The following is a 16,474-nucleotide window of genomic DNA, read 5'->3' as shown; positions in this document are numbered from 1 at the left end:
CCGGGAACCGCCGGGTGCATCTGTCTCGTAAACTTCTGTGAGCACATCGACAGCACCACCCGCAGCAGCATCGCCGAAAAATCTTGAGGAACGCGTGAGCCCCAGAGCACTACAGGAACTCCAGCCGGCGTCGACCGACCCCGCGTTCATCCGCAACTTCTGCATCATCGCGCACATCGACCACGGCAAGTCGACCCTGGCCGACCGCATGCTGCAGATCACCGGTGTGGTCAGCGACCGCGACATGCGAGCCCAATACCTCGACCGCATGGACATCGAGCGTGAGCGCGGCATCACCATCAAGAGCCAGGCCGTGCGCATGCCGTGGTCCCAGAACGGCCAGACCTACGCGCTCAACATGATCGACACCCCTGGCCACGTCGACTTCACCTACGAGGTCAGCCGGTCGCTGGCGGCCTGCGAGGGCGCGATCCTGCTGGTGGATGCCGCACAGGGCATCGAGGCGCAGACCCTCGCCAACCTCTACCTCGCGCTCGACAACGACCTGACGATCATCCCGGTCCTGAACAAGATCGACCTGCCCGCCGCAGACCCCGACAAGTACGCCGAGGAGCTCGCCGGCCTCATCGGCGGCCGGGCCGAAGACGTGCTGCGCGTCAGCGGCAAGACCGGCATGGGGGTCGAGGAGCTGCTCGACCTGGTGGTGCAGAGCATCCCGGCACCCGTCGGGGACATCGACGCACCCCCGCGCGCGATGATCTTCGACTCGGTCTACGACGCCTACCGCGGAGTGATCACCTACGTGCGCATGATCGACGGCAGGCTCACGCCGCGCGAGAAGATCATGATGATGAGTACCAAATCCACGCACGAGGTGCTGGAGATCGGCGTGAGCTCGCCGGAGCCGACGCCCAGCAAGGGGCTGGCGGTCGGTGAGGTCGGGTACCTCATCACGGGCGTGAAAGATGTGCGGCTCTCGAAGGTCGGCGACACCGTCACGACGCACCTCCGCCCGGCGACGGTCGCGCTGAAGGGCTACTCCGAGCCGAAGCCGATGGTGTTCTCGGGGCTCTACCCGATCGACGGATCGGACTACCCGATCCTCCGCGAGGCCCTCGACAAGCTGAAGCTCAGCGATGCGGCGTTGGTCTACGAGCCCGAGACCTCCGTGGCACTCGGCTTCGGCTTCCGCTGCGGGTTCCTCGGCCTCCTGCATCTCGAGATCATCACCGAGCGCCTCGAACGGGAGTTCAACCTCGACCTCATCGCCACCGCACCGAGCGTCATCTACGAGGTGACCACCGACGACAAGAAGACGGTCACCGTCACGAATCCGAGCGAGTTCCCGGGCGGCAAGATCAAGAGCGTCAGCGAGCCGATGGTCAAGGCGTCGATCCTCGCGCCGAAAGACTACGTCGGCACGATCATGGAACTCTGCCAGGGCCGCCGCGGCAGCCTCGACGGCATGGAGTACGTCGGAACCGACCGCGTCGAACTCCACTACCACATGCCCCTCGGCGAGATCGTCTTCGACTTCTTCGACCACCTCAAGAGCCGAACGCAGGGCTACGCGAGCCTCGACTACGAGCCCATCGGCGAGCAGGAGGCCGACCTCGTGAAGGTCGACATCCTGCTGCAGGGCGAGGCGGTCGACGCCTTCAGCGCCATCGTGCACAAAGACAAGGCCTACGCCTACGGCGTGCTGATGACCGAGCGGCTGAAGAAGCTGATTCCGCGGCAGCAGTTCGAGGTTCCGATCCAGGCAGCCATCGGTGCGCGCATCATCGCTCGCGAGTCGATCAGCGCCATCCGCAAAGACGTTCTGGCCAAGTGCTACGGCGGTGACATCACCCGCAAGCGCAAGCTGCTCGAGAAGCAGAAGGAGGGCAAGAAGCGCATGAAGATGGTGGGCCGCGTCGAGGTTCCGCAGGAGGCGTTCATCGCTGCCCTCAGCGGCGAGACCGAGACGAAAGACAAGAAGTAGAGGCCGAACCATGTCGACCGAGGAGCGCCGCACCCGCGCCACCCACAGCGGGCAGTCCCTGACCTACGCCGCCATCGGGGCGAGCCAGGCCGACGACCTGATGTACTACCCGCCCAAGGGCTTCAAGCCCTTCGAGGCAAAAGCGCGGCTCGGCTCGGGCGACGACCGGTTCGAGGCCGCGGCGGAGTCGATCCTCACCTGGGGCATCCAGCGCGGCAGCGGCATGACGGTCGAGAACATCGAGCTGCCCGTGTCGAGCGAGACCGACTATCCGGGTCTCGTCTACGACTCCGCCGGCCAGCCGATCGCCCCGCGCCAGCTCGACGAGGGTCACGTCTACACGGAAGACGGCACGCCGCACGTGGCACCCGGCGTCACCGCCGAACTAGTCGTGCACGTGTTCGGGGTGAAGTTCACGGCCCCGGTCCGGGTCGTGTCCGTGACGACGGATGCCCACCGGGTCGGTTTCGCGTACGGCACCCTTCCCGGGCATCCGCAGATCGGCGAAGAGAGCTTCATGGTCGAACAGCACGACGACGGGTCGGTCTGGGTGGTCATCCGGAGCTTCTCGCGTCCCAGCACGCTGCTCTACCGGCTCGGCACACCGTTCGTACGCTGGCAGCAGCGCAAGGCGACCAGGCAGTACCTCCGCGCCCTGCTGCCGGCCCGCACGTCGTGACGGGCCCCCGTGGGTAGCGCCCTCCCGCTCGGCGACCCCGCGCCGCTCGACGGGCTGCTGCCCGGGTCCGCCGCAGAGCTGAGCCACGGGCATCCCTTCGGCGTCTACCTGCACGTGCCGTTCTGCCGCGTGCGCTGCGGCTACTGCGATTTCAACACCTACACATCGAGCGAACTGCGCGGAGTCAAGCAGGTGGACTACGCCGGCCAGGCGGTGCTCGAGGTCGGTCTCGCGGCCGACGTGCTCACGCGCTCGGGCATCGACGAGCGCCCCGTCTCGACCGTCTTCTTCGGCGGCGGAACGCCCACCCTGCTGCCGAGCGCGCAGCTCGTCCAGATGCTGCGCTCCGTCGACGACGCGTGGGGTCTCGCGCTGGGCGCCGAGGTCACCACAGAGGCGAACCCCGACTCGGTGGATGCCCGCTACCTCGTCGAGCTCGCCGCGGCCGGTTTCACGCGCGTGAGTTTCGGCATGCAGTCGGCAGTACCGCACGTTCTGAAGACGCTCGACCGCACCCACGACCCTGAGCGTGTGCCGGAGGTCGTGCAGTGGGCGCGGGACGCCGGACTCCAGGTGAGCGTCGACCTCATCTACGGCACGCCGGGGGAGTCGCTCGGCGACTGGGAGCGCTCGCTCGATGCCGCCCTCGCGATGCAGCCCGACCACCTCTCTGCCTACGCCCTCATCGTGGAGCAGGGCACCAAGTTGGCCCGCCAGATCCGGTCGGGCGTGTACCCCGTGCCCGACGACGACCTCGAGGCCGACATGTACGAGCTGGCGGATGCGCGGCTCTCCAGCGCCGGCTACGAGTGGTACGAGGTGAGCAACTGGGCGCGCTCAGCGTCCGCTGCCCCCGCGACGCCCAACGCCGACGCCCTCACCGGCCCCGCCACACCGACGAGCGAGTTCCGTTCCCGCCACAACCTCGCCTACTGGCAGGGTCACGACTGGTGGGGCATCGGTCCCGGCGCGCACAGCCATGTGGGCGGCACCCGCTGGTGGAACGTGAAGCACCCGGCGGCCTATGCCGAACGCATCCTCTCCGGTCACTCACCCGCCGCGGGCCGCGAGACGCCCGACGGGGAGTCGAGGGAGATCGAGCGCGTGCTGCTGCTGGCGCGCATCCGATCCGGCCTCCCCATCGCGACCCTGGCAGCAGAAGCCCGGCAGCAGATCGCTGGTCTCATCGCCGACGGCCTGATAGACGGAAGAGCCGCCCTCCGCGGATCAGTGGAACTGACCCTGCGGGGGCGGCTGCTGGCTGACGCAGTGGTGCGCCGCCTCACCTGACCGGGCGCCCCGATCGATGACCGGGGCGCTCGGCAGGCGCTACTTGATGAACTGGATCGCGCACCACTTCGGGTAGGTGTAGCCCTCGCCCTTGTTCGCGGCGATTGCGGCGATGATCGCGAAGACGATGCTGATGATCCAGACCGCGAGCACGATGACGGCGCCGATGAGCACGATCGTCAGAATGTAACCCACGATGTAGCCGATCAGGATCGTCAGTTGGAAGTTGAGCGCCGTCTTCGTGTGCTCGCGGATGAACTCACCCCGGTCCTTCAGCACCAGGTAGCCGATCAGCGCCGGGAGGAACCCGAAGATGATGCCGCCGACGTGGATGAGGGTCGACCAGAGGCGCTGGTCTTCGGGGCGCATGGGTGCCACCGCGGGGTAGCCGGGCGCGGCCGGCGGGGGAGTGGGCGGGCCTTTGGGAGGGTAGTCGCTCATGGGTGGGGCCTTTCGTTGGATGACGATATCGAGGGACGTCGGGAAGGGAGGTGTTACTTGATCCAGCGGTAGTTGACGGGGTAGCGGTAGCTGCCGCCGCCGTTCACCCGCACGCCGCCGATGATTGCGAAGACGAGGTTGACGATGACGACGGCCCAGAGCACGAGGCCGAGCAGGAGGGCCAGGATCCAGCCCACGAACGGGACGAAACCGAGGATGGCCGACAGGATGTTCAGCACGACGATCGCCGCGGTGACGTTGATCGTCCAGTTGAGGGCTTCCGTGCTCTCCTGCCTCACGCGGGGCCCGCGGTCCTTGAAGACGAGGTGGATGACCAGGGCGGGAACCAGCGGAATGATGTTGCCGAAGTGGGAGAGACTGGCCCACAGCTTGTCGTCTTCGGCTGAGAGGGGAGCCGCGGGCGGCTGGGCGGGTTGCGAAGCGGTCGGATCGGACAACGGGGTCTCCTTTCTGGGCAGAGATAAGCACAAGATAGCGCCAGTGACCGGCCCGGGGCAATGATTTATGCTCAGCGTGTCGTCGACGGGGGCAGACCTTGCGCATCCGTCGTTATATAATTGGCACTCTGATCACGGGAGTGCTAAGCCGGTCGAGGAAGGTGGGGCGTCATGGTCTCCGAACGCAGCCTCGAAGTCCTGCGCGTCATCGTGCACGACTATGTGGAGTCCCGCGAACCCGTCGGCTCGAAGTCCATCGTCGACAGGCATTCCTTCGGCGTCTCGGCCGCGACCATCCGGAACGACATGGCCCTCCTCGAGGAGGAGGAGCTCATCACGGCTCCGCACACCTCTTCGGGCCGCATCCCCACGGACAAGGGCTACCGGCTCTTCGTCGACCATCTCTCCGAGCTGAAGCCGCTCACCGCTGCGCAACGGCAGGCCATCGAGACGTTCCTCGGGTCATCCGTCGACCTCGACGACGTGCTCGCGCGAACGGTGCGCCTGCTCTCCCAGCTCACCCAGCAGGTCGCGATGGTGCAGTACCCGTCGCTCTCCACCGCGAAGGTGCGCCACATCGAGGTCGTCGCCCTGGCACCCCTTCGCATGCTGACCGTCGTCATCACCGACACGGGCCACGTCGAGCAGCGCATCGTCGAGGTGCCCGCCGACATCGACGACGCGTTCCTGGCCGATCTCCGCACGAAGGCCAACGCCTCGGCTTCGGGCCTCGGCCTCGATGCCGCGGCCGCGCGCCTCGCCGAGCTCAGCGACCAGTTCAGCCACGACCGGCGGGCTTCCGTCGCCGCGGTCAGCAGGGCGCTCATCGAGCAGGTCACAGCGAACCGGCAGGAGAAGCTCATCATCGCCGGGGCAGCGAATCTCGTCCGCACCGAGGGTGACTTCGCCGGCAGCATCCTCCCGGTGCTCGAGGCCGTCGAGGAGCAGGTCGTGCTGCTTCGGCTGTTCAGCGAGATGCAGGCCGACCAGCACGGGATGTCGGTGCGGATCGGTCGCGAGAACGCGCCGTTCGGCCTGGCCGAGACCTCGGTGCTCGCGAGCGGCTACAGCGGGGCCGGCACCGCGCTGGCGAGGCTCGGCGTACTCGGACCGACCCGCATGGACTATTCCACGAACATCCAGGCCGTCCGCGCGGTCGCCCGCTACCTCTCGAAGACCCTGGGCGAGAACTAGCCCCGGAATATTCCTCCACACTTTCCCCTTCACTCACCAAACAAAGGAGAAGCCCTTCGTGGCTGACCACTACGACGTTCTCGGTGTCGAACGCACCGCGACCCCCGACGAGATCAAGAAGGCCTACCGTCGGCTCGCCCGCGAACTGCACCCTGACGTGAACTCTGCTCCGGATGCTGAGGAGCGCTTCAAGGCAGTGACCCACGCCTATGACGTGCTGAGCGATCCCGGGCAGCGCCAGAGCTACGATCGCGGACCGCAGGCCGGTTTCGGCGGCGGTGGCGGCGGAGCCCAGGGTTTCGGCGGTTTCGGCGACATCTTCGAGACCTTCTTCGGCGGGCAGCAGGGCGGCCAGCGCGGCCCCCGCTCGCGTGCCGAACGCGGGCAGGACGCCCTGCTCCGCGTCGAGGTCGACCTCAGCGAGGTCATCTTCGGCACCCACCGCGACCTCGAGGTCGACACCGCGATCCTCTGCGAGACCTGCCAGGGTTCCTGCGCCCAGCCGGGCACGCATGAGGTGACGTGCGACATCTGCCACGGAACGGGCCAGATCTCCCGCACCGTGCGTTCGCTGCTCGGCAACGTGATGACGAGCTCGCCCTGCGGCACCTGCCGTGGGTATGGCACGATCATCCCGGCCCCCTGCGTCACCTGCCAGGGCCAGGGCCGCGTGCGCGCCCGCCGCACCATTCCCGTCGACATCCCCGCGGGCGTCGACACCGGCCTCCGCCTGCAGATGCCCTCCCAGGGCGAGGTGGGACCCGCCGGCGGGCCGCAGGGCGACCTCTACCTCGAGGTCAAGGTGCGTCACCACGACATCTTCAGCCGCAACGGCGACGATCTGCTCTGCACCCTCGAAGTGCAGATGTGGGACGCGGTGCTCGGCACGACGACCACGCTGAAAGCGCTCGACGGCGACGTCGAGGTCGAACTGCGGCCGGGCATCCAGAGCTCGGAGGTGCTGACGGTCAAGTCGCGCGGCGTGACGAAGCTGCGGGGCGGCGGCCGGGGCGACCTGAAGATCGGAGTGCAGGTCGTCACTCCCACGAAGCTCGACCACAAGCAGAAGGAGCTCATGAAGCAGCTCGCTTCGGCGCACAAGTACCCGGCGCCGTCGCTCGGGCAGTTCCAGCAGGGACTCTTCTCGAAGCTCCGCGACCGCTTCATGAACGCCTGAGCGGCGACCGGTCGATGAGTTCCCTGTTCATCCGTGAAGATCTGGCGTCGATCCCGCACGAGGTGCGCGACGTCGTGTCGCTGCACGGCGAGGAGCAGAAGCACGCCGTGACGGTGAACCGCATCCGGGTCGGCGAGGCGACGTCGATCGGAGACGGCCGGGGCCTCGTCGTGAGCGGTCCGGTCATCGCGGTGTCGAGCTCGGTTCTCAGCATCGCCGTCACCGAGGTCGAGGTCGTCTCACCGACGCCGCACCGCATCCACCTCGTGCAGGCGCTCGCGAAGGGCGACCGGGACGAGCTGGCGGTGCAGGCCGCGACGGAACTGGGTGTGGCCGTCGTCTCGCCGTGGGCTGCCGAGCGCTCGGTGTCGCGCTGGGTCGGACCGAAGATCGCCAAGGGCCTCGACCGCTGGCGCGCCATCGTGCGCGAGGCGACCAAGCAGTCGATCCAGGCCTGGGTGCCCGAGGTCGGCGACCTGCTGTCGACGAAAGAGCTCGCGTCGCTGGCTTCGGGCTCCCGGATGCTCGTGCTCGACCCGACCGCAGAGCTGTCGCTCACCGCGGCCGACCTGGGCGACGACGTAGGCGGCAGCGACATCGTGCTCGTCGTCGGACCGGAGGGCGGCATCGCCCCGGGCGAACTCGATGCCCTCGAGGCGGCGGGGGCTGTGCGGGTGAAGCTCGGCACGGGCATCCTCCGCACCTCGACAGCAGGCCCGGTCGCGATCGCGGTGCTGAACGTGAGGCTCGGCACCTGGAGCTGACCGCGCCGGCTGCCACGACCGTGTCGGCTGCCCGACCGCGCCGCCCGCCCCGGCCGCGCGATCCGCGCTACGCCCACAGCAGAAGGCCCGGCCCGTTGTCAGTGGCCCGGCTTAAGATGTGAGCATGCCAGAGACCCCAGAGCCGTCGATCTTCACCCGCATCGTGCGGAGGGAGATCCCCGCCACCATCGTCGCCGAGACCGACCGTGTCATCGCCTTCACCGACATCGCTCCGAAGGCACCGGTGCACCTGCTCGTCGTGCCGAAGACCGAGCAGTACGCGAACGTCGTCGAGCTGGCAGCGGGCGACCCGGGTCTCCTCGCAGAGGTCGTGGAGGTTGCGAACCAGCTGGCCGCCGAGCACTCCGACGGTGACTTCCGCCTCATCTTCAACACCGGCGCCGGAGCCGGCCAGACCGTTTTCCACGTCCATGCCCACGTTCTGTCGGGCGATCTCCAGGAAGGTTCACTTGCCACGTTCTGAGAACACCACCACCTCCGATGCCGTCATCCAGGTCGACGGCCTGGCGATGGTGCGCCTGCTCGGCCCCCAAGACCGGTTGGTCACCCTGGTCGAGAAGCAGTACCCGGCCGTGAGCATCCATGTGCGGGGCAACCAGATCACCCTGCAGGGGCCGAACACCGACGTCGAAGCGGCTCGCCGGCTCGTCGACGAACTCGTCGAGATGGTGCGGAACGGCAACGAGGAGCTCACCGAGATCGAGGTCACGGCCTCGGCGCGCATGCTCGATGCGGGCAGCTCGATGTCGCCGTCGGCGGCGCTCGGCGAGCCCATCGTCTCCAGCCGAGGCAAGACGGTGCGCGCGAAGACGCTCGGCCAGAAGAAGTACGTCGACGCGATCGACGAGAACACGATCGTCTTCGGTATCGGCCCGGCGGGAACGGGCAAGACCTATCTGGCGATGGCCAAGGCCGTGCAGGCGCTGCAGCGCAAAGAGGTCAACCGCATCATCCTGACCCGACCGGCGGTCGAGGCCGGCGAACGGCTCGGCTACCTGCCCGGCTCCCTGACCGACAAGATCGACCCGTACCTCCGGCCGCTCTTCGACGCGCTGAACGAAATGCTGGACCCCGAGATCGTGCCGAAGCTGATGGCGACGGGCACCATCGAGGTCGCTCCGCTCGCCTACATGCGGGGCCGAACGCTCAACGACTCGTTCATCGTGCTCGACGAGGCACAGAACACGACGCCCGAGCAGATGAAGATGTTCCTCACCCGGCTCGGTTTCGGTTCACGGATGGTCGTGACCGGCGACATCACGCAGATCGACCTGCCCCTCGGAACGAGTGGCCTGCAGGTCGTCCGCGGCGTGCTCGACGGGATCGAGGACATCCACTTCGCTACGCTGACCAGTGAAGACGTCGTGCGGCACACCCTGGTGGGCCAGATCGTCGACGCCTACACCAAGTACGACCAGATCCAGTTGGCCAAACGAGACAGCGCCGCAGCCCGGCGAGGAGAACGCGCATGAGCATCGAAGTGAACAACGAGTCGTCGATCCCGGTCGACGAGAACGCGTTGTTGCGGTTGTCGTCGTACGCGCTCGAGCAGATGCACGTGCATCCCGACGCCGAGCTGGCGATCGTGTTGGTCGACGAGGCCGCGATGGAACAGTTGCACGTGCAGTGGATGGACGAACCCGGCCCCACCGACGTGCTCAGCTTCCCGATGGACGAACTGCGTCCCGGCACCGAAGAGGCACCGACCCCGGCCGGTCTTCTCGGCGACGTCGTGCTCTGCCCGCAGGTCGCCGAGGGCCAGGCGCAGACCGCCGGCCACTCGACCCTCGAAGAGCTGCTGCTGCTGACGACCCACGGCATCCTCCACCTGCTCGGTTTCGACCACGCAGAACCTGACGAAGAGAAAGAGATGTTCGGAATCCAGGGCGACATCCTCGTCGGATTCGCCATGAAGGAGCGCCGCCGCCGCACATGACCACTCTCCCCTCTGTCGGCCCGTTCATCGCGATCGCGCTGGTGCTGGTCGCCCTCGGCGGCTTCTTCGCGTCGGCAGACTCGGCGATGGCCTCGCTCTCGCGCGCAGACATCCTCGACCTCGCGGAACGCGCCCGGTCGAAACGGTCGATCCGGGCGATCGCCGAAGACACCGGCGCGCACATCAACGTCGTCAACTTCGTGCGGGTCGTGGCCGAGACATCCGCTGCCGTGCTGGTGACGATCGCTCTCTCAGCGACCTTCGAACAGATCTGGGTCGCGCTGTTGCTCGCCATCCTCATCATGACCGGCGTGTCGTTCGTGCTCGTCGGATCGAGCCCGCGGAGCGTCGGCCGGGTGCACGCACGGGGAGTGCTCGTGGTCAGCGCCCTGCCGGTGCACTTCCTGCGGGTGCTGCTCGGCCCGGTGGCGAACGCCCTGGTGCTCATCGGCAACCGGGTGACACCCGGCCGGGTGCGCTCCGCCTCGTTCTCATCGGAGGAGCAGTTGCTCAGCATGGTCGATGAGGCCACCGAGCTCGACGTCCTCGAGGAAGACGACCGGGAGCTCATCCACTCGATCATCGAGTTCAACGACACAGTGGTGCGTGAGGTGATGCTGCCACGCACCGACATGGTGACCGTCGAGCACGATGCCTCCGTGGGCCAGAGCATGGGCCTCTTCCTCAGCCGGGGGGTCAGCCGGATGCCCGTGGTGCAGGGCAGCGTCGACGAGATCATCGGCGTGCTCTACCTCCGCGATGCCGCGCGGCTCACATACGAGAAGCCGAAGCAGGTTGACATCGTCACCGCCGACAGCCTCGCGCGGCCGGCCCTGTTCATTCCGGAGTCGAAGAAGGTCGACGACACGCTCCGCCAGATGCAGCTCGAATCGAACCACCTCGCCATGGTGGTCGACGAGTACGGCGGGATCGCCGGTCTCGTCACCATGGAAGACCTCATCGAAGAGCTCGTCGGCGACATCTCCGACGAGTACGACCGGGAGAACGTCGAAGTCGAGGAGCTCGCGTTCGGCGAGTACCGGGTCAGCGCCCGGCTGGCTGTCGACGAACTCGGCGAACTCTTCGGCCTCGAACTCGACGACGACGACGTCGACTCCGTCGGCGGGCTGCTCGGCAAGGCCCTCGGCCGACTTCCGGTTCCGGGCTCCGTCGCCCACGTCGCCGGCCTCACCCTCACCGCGGAACGCACCGACCGACGCCGGCGCATCAGCACCGTGCTGGTCAGCCGCGATGCCGAAGCCCCCTCCTCTCCCTCGCTCACCCCCATCGAAAAGGACCCCCGATGATCGGCTCCGACATCGTCACCGACCCCGACTTCCGCGCAGGGTTCATCTCCTTCGTCGGCAGGCCGAACGTCGGCAAGTCGACACTGACCAACGCCCTCGTCGGCGAGAAGATCGCCATCACCTCGTCGAAGCCGCAGACGACCCGCCGCGCCATCCGTGGCGTGGTGCACCGGCCCGACGGCCAGCTCATCCTCGTCGACACCCCCGGTATGCACCGCCCGCGCACCCTCCTCGGCGAGCGGTTGAACGCTGTCGTGCAGTCGACGCTCGGCGACGTCGACGTGATCGGGTTCTGCGTCCCGGCCGACGAGAAGCTGGGGCCGGGCGACCGGTTCATCAACGAGCAGCTCGACGCTTTTCCGAAGGCCAAGAAGGTCGCGATCGTCACCAAGATCGACGCGGCCTCCCGCCCCGCCGTCGCCGAACAGCTGCTGGCGATCTCGGAGCTCCGCCCGTGGGAGGCGATCATCCCGATCTCCGCGACCAGCAACCTGCAGCTCGACATTCTCACCGCCGAGCTGATCAAACTCCTGCCCCGCTCAGAGAAGCTCTACCCCGACGACCAGACCACCGACGAAGGCCTCGAGGCGCGCATCTCCGAGCTGATCCGCGAGGCGGCGCTCGAAGGGGTGCAGGATGAACTCCCGCACTCCATCGCGGTGACCATCGACGACATGATCGAGCGGGACGACCGCGACCTCGTGGAGATCTACGCGAACCTGTTCGTCGAGCGCGACAGCCAGAAGGGCATCATCATCGGCAAGTCGGGAGGCCGCCTCGGTGAGGTCGGGGCGCGGGCCCGGGCCTCCATCGAGCCGCTCGTCGGCAAGCAGGTGTTCCTCAGCATCCGCGTCAAGGTCGCCAAAGAATGGCAGCGGGATGCCAAACAGCTGGGCAGGCTCGGCTTCTGAGGTCCCTGCGACGCGACACGCCCGCATTGACCGCTAACCTGTAAGCGTGGCTGCAACGAACCCCGAGAACCCGTTCGGCCAGGTGCTCGTCGCCCTGGTCACCCCGTTCACCGCCGACGGCGAAGTCGACTGGGCCAGCGTCGAGAAGCACATCGACACCGTGATCACCGATGGTGCCGACGGCATCGTCGTCACGGGCACGACGGGTGAGACATCCACCCTCACCGACGCTGAGAAGGTCCGGCTCGTCGAGGTCGGCAAGTCGGTGGCCGACGGCCGCGCCAAGATCATCACAGGCGGTGGCTCGAACGAGACCGCGCACGCCATGCAGCTCGCCAAACAGAGCGAGAAGGCCGGCGCCGACGGCAACCTCGTCGTCACTCCGTACTATAACAAGCCCACCCCTGCAGGTGTGCTGACGCACTTCCGGATGATCGCGGACGCGACCGATCTGCCGGTCATCCTGTACGACATCCCCGGGCGTACGGGCATCCCCATCACGTACGACACCATCCTGCGCGCGGCGAAGCACCCCAACATCCTTGCCATCAAAGACGCGAAGGGCGACTTCAGCGAGGTCAGCCGGGTGTTGAACCAGACCGACCTGATGTACTTTTCGGGCGACGACTCCAACGTGCTGCCTGCGCTCTCGATCGGCGCGACGGGCCTCATCGGCGTGACCAACAACATCGCGGCCCGGCCGTACCGCATCATGATCGATGCCGTGAACGCGGGCGACCTCACCACGGCCACGAAGATGCACCAGGCGCTCGAGCCGCTCGTACGGGCGACGATGACGCACGTGCCCGGCACGGTCGCGGTGAAGTACATCCTGCACGGCCTCGGCCGCATCTCGAGCCCGCGCGTGCGGCTCCCGCTCGTCGGCCCCGAAGAGTGGGAGGCCGCGAAGATCGAAGACGAGATCGACCTCGTGCGGAGCATCCCCGGGGTCAGCTTCACCAACTTCCGACCCGACAGAAACGCAGCCGCCGGTGGCGCGCTGCCCAAGATTCCTGGCACGACCCGCTAGAACGCGGCGCTTCTCACAACTCAACACACACTTTAGGAGGGCATATGCCCAACACGTCATACGAACCCCGTCCCCTTGAGAAGGACACCCTGCGGGTCATCCCGATCGGCGGCCTCGGCGAGATCGGCCGCAACATGACCGTCTTCGAGATCAACGGCAAGCTGCTGATCGTCGACTGCGGAGTGCTCTTCCCCGAAGAGACCCAGCCCGGCGTCGACCTGATCCTGCCCGACTTCTCGCTCGTCAAGAACCGCCTGCACGACGTGGTCGGCATCGTGCTCACCCACGGTCACGAAGACCACATCGGAGCGGTTCCCTACCTGCTGCGCCTCAAGAACGACATCCCCCTGATCGGATCGGGCCTGACGCTCGCCCTCGTCGAGGCGAAGCTCAAAGAGCACCGCATCAAGCCGTACACCTTCCAGGTCGAAGAGGGCCAGATCGAGAAGATGGGGCCCTTCGAACTCGAATTCGTGGCCGTGAACCACTCGATCCCGGATGCCCTGGCCGTCGCCATCAAGACGGTGGCCGGAGTCGTGCTGCACACCGGCGACTTCAAGATGGACCAGCTCCCGCTCGACAACCGCATCACCGACCTCCGTGCCTTCGCGCGGCTCGGCGAGGCCGGCGTCGACCTGTTCCTCGTCGACTCGACCAACGCCGACGTACCCGGCTTCACGCCCTCGGAGCGCACCATCGGCCCCGTGCTCGAAAGCGTCATCGCGAAGGCGCCGCGCCGGGTCATCGTCGCGAGCTTCTCGTCGCACGTGCACCGCGTGCAGCAGGTTCTGGATGCCGCACACGCCAATGGGCGCCGCGTGGCGTTGCTCGGCCGCTCCATGGTGCGGAACATGGGCATCGCCGAAGAACTCGGCTACCTCAAGGTCCCTGACGGCGTGCTCGTCGACTTCAAGAAGGCGAACGACATCCCCGACGACAAGATCGTCTACATGTCGACCGGTTCGCAGGGTGAGCCGATGGCCGTGCTCTCGCGCATGGCCAACCTCGAACACCAGATCGAGGTCGGGCCGGGTGACACGGTCATCCTCGCCTCCTCGCTCATCCCCGGCAACGAGAACGCGGTTTACCGCGTGATCAACGGCCTGACCAAGCTCGGTGCGACCGTCGTGCACAAGGGCAACGCCAAGGTGCACGTCTCCGGTCACGCCGCGGCCGGTGAGCTGCTGTACTGCTACAACATCCTGAAGCCGAAGAACGTGATGCCGGTGCACGGTGAGTACCGTCACCTCGTGGCGAACGCCCAGCTCGCCATCGAGACCGGCGTCCCGGCGCGCAACACAATCCTCGCCGACGACGGCACCGTCGTCGACCTGCGCGACGGTATCGCGACGGTTGTGGGCCAGTACGACCTCGGCTTCGTGTACGTCGACGGCCAGACCGTCGGCGAGGTCACAGACGACGACCTGAAGGACCGCCTCGTGCTCAGCGAGGAGGGCTTCATCTCGGTCATCGTCGTCATCGAGGCGGGTACCGGCCGCATCGTGGTCGGTCCCGAGATCCACGCCAAGGGATTCGCCGAAGACGACTCGGTCTTCGACAAGGTCAAGCCGAAGATCGCTGCGGCCCTCGCCGAGGCCGTCGGCAACGGCACCCGCGACACGCACGCCCTGCAGCAGGTCGTGCGTCGCACGGCCGGCCGCTGGGTCAACACCTCGCTCCGTCGCCGCCCGATGATCGTGCCGGTCGTCATCGAGGCGTAGGTCGCTTCTCGTTTCGGTGTCGCTGAAGGCCCGCTCGCACACGCGAGTGGGCCTTCAGGCATTTCGAACCTGACCGTTCGATGTGACTGAGCAGAATGTGTGAAAGACCGCCGTAATGGATCCTGCTCTCTCGACTCTCTTCTGATGACCACGCCTTTGTACATCAACAGAAGGAAATTTCCATGACCCACAGATTCAGGCGGCTCGCGACAGCGGGTCTCATTGCCGCTGCGACAGCCTCTCTCGTCTTCTCGGGAGCATCGATGGCTTCTGCCCACCCGGTTCACGTGCCGTTCCCCCAGCCGGGCCCCCAGGCCCCCGAGCCTGCACCGACGGCCCCGCCGGTCACCACTTCGCCCAACCAGTCGTTCGTGGTTCCCAGCGATTACATCAATCCGGACGAACCGCTCAAGATATTCGGCATTGTCAACCTGTTGTGGCTCCCCGAGGACAGTTCCAGGTCCTACGGGGTGTCAATGACCTGTGATGACGGACTGGTCGTGCCTGTGAGCGTCAGTTACGACACTCAGGGTCTTCATGGTGTGTGGTTCGGCGGGGCCATTCCTGTTTCCGAGCAGGGGAAGATCTGCACTATTCACGGGACTTCCCCCGCAGGACGCTCGCTCGTCTTCGGGGCTCCAAAACTGGATGACTATCTTGCGAGCACGAACTCCGACGTGATGACCAGCGCCCTCGATTTCGGTGCGGGCGTTATACCGGTCAGCAGCACGGGCGGGCTGTGAGCAAGAGCTGCAGCTGAGAACGCCGAGCTGTCCACTGCCGACCCTGGGGGCCCGCTTCGCTTAGCGCGGGGCGGGCCCTTTGCGTTCGGAGGTATTCCTCCGCGCGGCGAAAGGGAACAGCCGTTAGCAATTCTCGGAAAGTCGGGCGGGCTGGCGTAGCTGGGAGAAAACTCGCGTAATGAAAGGGGCGAAGTCGACTCTCTTCCTGTAACCGACGATTCAGTCATCACCTCAGAATGGATGTGCCATGTCCCGCAAGCCCCTGTCATTGTCCGTCTCGGGAATCCTCGGGCTGGTGATTGTCGCGACGGGAGTTCCGTTGTCGGCGTCTGCCGGTCCAGACGCCCCTCCCGTCTCAGGAACGGAGTCGATCGCGACGTTCGTCGTTCCGGACCCCGGCCCCGATGATCGCGATTTCGCACGGCTCAAAGGATCTTTCGACTTCGGCCGCAGGCCGGGCGTCAGCACATCGGACTTCACGTTCTCGCTGGCGTGCTTCGGAGGACGGAGCTACATGGTCTACCCCTTCCTCGTGCACGACCGGCAGATCGAATTCGAAGCGCGCCTGGCGCTCGACGAAGTGGGCCACACGTGCGTCTTCGAGGCTGTGACGAATGACGACCGGAAAGTGATCTGGACCGCCCCGTTCGTGAGCGGCGGATCGGGTAAGCAGACTACATACCTCTACGGAACGATTGTCACTCCGTCGCACAGTGGGGGCCTGTGACGTCCGGCGTGATCCCGGTTCCCCAGCAGTCACGCGCCAGAGACCCGATGCCAGACAACAATCGCCGAACCGTCCGTTGCGCGAGCCAGATGTTGACTGCTGCCGCCGCCTTCCTGGCGCTGGTCCTCGG

General features: G+C 66.6%; 17 protein-coding genes. 15 read left to right on the top strand and 2 right to left on the bottom strand.

The genetic code is table 11. The features are described from left to right. Positions 1–94: 94 nt before the first annotated feature. Genes lepA through FB464_RS08165 form a run of 3 tightly spaced genes read left to right on the top strand, consistent with a single transcriptional unit; the run spans position 95 to position 3,914 of the window. The gene (gene lepA, locus FB464_RS08175; RefSeq protein WP_116414302.1) at positions 95–1,945 is read left to right on the top strand and encodes a translation elongation factor 4; all 1,851 of its coding nucleotides are present in this window, start codon (positions 95–97) and stop codon (positions 1,943–1,945) included. Positions 1,946–1,955: 10 nt separating this feature from the next. Further along, positions 1,956–2,624, top strand: a complete 669-nt coding sequence (locus FB464_RS08170) for a DUF1990 domain-containing protein (protein ID WP_116414303.1) — start codon at positions 1,956–1,958, stop codon at positions 2,622–2,624. Between the two features lie 9 nt (positions 2,625–2,633). After that, positions 2,634–3,914, top strand: a complete 1,281-nt coding sequence (locus FB464_RS08165; protein WP_116414304.1) for a coproporphyrinogen-III oxidase family protein — start codon at positions 2,634–2,636, stop codon at positions 3,912–3,914. Between the two features lie 39 nt (positions 3,915–3,953). On the opposite strand, the gene FB464_RS08160 is transcribed toward FB464_RS08165, so the two are convergent. Together FB464_RS08160 and FB464_RS08155 are read right to left on the bottom strand one after the other, a co-directional pair. Then, positions 3,954–4,355, bottom strand: a complete 402-nt coding sequence (locus FB464_RS08160) for a DUF4870 domain-containing protein (protein ID WP_342780670.1) — start codon at positions 4,353–4,355, stop codon at positions 3,954–3,956. A 53-nt stretch (positions 4,356–4,408) separates the two neighbouring features. Further along, a complete protein-coding gene (locus FB464_RS08155) occupies positions 4,409–4,813 on the bottom strand; it encodes a DUF4870 domain-containing protein (protein ID WP_116414305.1) in 405 nt (134 codons plus the stop codon). 171 nt (positions 4,814–4,984) lie between these two features. Here FB464_RS08155 and hrcA point away from each other — a divergent pair, with 171 nt between their 5' ends. The 12 genes from hrcA to FB464_RS08095 all read left to right on the top strand — a co-directional run bounded on the left by hrcA (position 4,985) and on the right by FB464_RS08095 (position 16,344). After that, a complete protein-coding gene (gene hrcA / locus FB464_RS08150; protein ID WP_116414306.1) occupies positions 4,985–6,007 on the top strand; it encodes a heat-inducible transcriptional repressor HrcA in 1,023 nt (340 codons plus the stop codon). Between the two features lie 58 nt (positions 6,008–6,065). Further along, a complete protein-coding gene (dnaJ, locus tag FB464_RS08145; RefSeq protein ID WP_116414307.1) occupies positions 6,066–7,184 on the top strand; it encodes a molecular chaperone DnaJ in 1,119 nt (372 codons plus the stop codon). Positions 7,185–7,198: 14 nt separating this feature from the next. Next, positions 7,199–7,948, top strand: coding sequence for a 16S rRNA (uracil(1498)-N(3))-methyltransferase (locus tag FB464_RS08140; RefSeq protein WP_116414308.1), 750 nt, complete (start codon positions 7,199–7,201; stop codon positions 7,946–7,948). A gap of 124 nt (positions 7,949–8,072) precedes the next feature. Further along, positions 8,073–8,432: an HIT domain-containing protein gene (locus FB464_RS08135; RefSeq protein WP_116416517.1), complete on the top strand. Its 360-nt coding sequence runs from the start codon at positions 8,073–8,075 to the stop codon at positions 8,430–8,432. A gap of 46 nt (positions 8,433–8,478) precedes the next feature. Then, positions 8,479–9,441: a PhoH family protein gene (locus FB464_RS08130; protein ID WP_246093172.1), complete on the top strand. Its 963-nt coding sequence runs from the start codon at positions 8,479–8,481 to the stop codon at positions 9,439–9,441. After that, positions 9,438–9,905 (top strand): rRNA maturation RNase YbeY, encoded by a 468-nt coding sequence (gene ybeY / locus FB464_RS08125; RefSeq protein ID WP_116414310.1) that lies wholly within the window; start codon positions 9,438–9,440, stop codon positions 9,903–9,905. Before FB464_RS08130 ends, ybeY begins: the two co-directional genes overlap by 4 nt. Beyond that, positions 9,902–11,212: a hemolysin family protein gene (locus tag FB464_RS08120; RefSeq protein WP_116414311.1), complete on the top strand. Its 1,311-nt coding sequence runs from the start codon at positions 9,902–9,904 to the stop codon at positions 11,210–11,212. Before ybeY ends, FB464_RS08120 begins: the two co-directional genes overlap by 4 nt. Next, positions 11,209–12,123 (top strand): GTPase Era, encoded by a 915-nt coding sequence (gene era, locus FB464_RS08115; RefSeq protein ID WP_116414312.1) that lies wholly within the window; start codon positions 11,209–11,211, stop codon positions 12,121–12,123. Before FB464_RS08120 ends, era begins: the two co-directional genes overlap by 4 nt. 46 nt (positions 12,124–12,169) lie before the next feature. Beyond that, positions 12,170–13,153: a 4-hydroxy-tetrahydrodipicolinate synthase gene (dapA, locus tag FB464_RS08110; RefSeq protein WP_116414313.1), complete on the top strand. Its 984-nt coding sequence runs from the start codon at positions 12,170–12,172 to the stop codon at positions 13,151–13,153. 44 nt (positions 13,154–13,197) lie between these two features. Further along, complete coding sequence (locus FB464_RS08105; protein WP_116414314.1) at positions 13,198–14,874, top strand: ribonuclease J; 1,677 nt, start codon at positions 13,198–13,200, stop codon at positions 14,872–14,874. Positions 14,875–15,056: 182 nt separating this feature from the next. After that, positions 15,057–15,617, top strand: coding sequence for a hypothetical protein (locus FB464_RS08100; RefSeq protein ID WP_116414315.1), 561 nt, complete (start codon positions 15,057–15,059; stop codon positions 15,615–15,617). Positions 15,618–15,864: 247 nt separating this feature from the next. After that, the gene (locus tag FB464_RS08095) at positions 15,865–16,344 is read left to right on the top strand and encodes a hypothetical protein (protein ID WP_116414316.1); all 480 of its coding nucleotides are present in this window, start codon (positions 15,865–15,867) and stop codon (positions 16,342–16,344) included. Positions 16,345–16,474 lie beyond the last annotated feature (130 nt).

This window comes from Subtercola boreus (assembly GCF_006716115.1).
Lineage (GTDB): Bacteria > Actinomycetota > Actinomycetes > Actinomycetales > Microbacteriaceae > Subtercola > Subtercola boreus.
The sequence above is the reverse complement of the archived record's forward strand: the minus strand, read 5'-3'. Positions and strand labels throughout refer to the sequence as shown.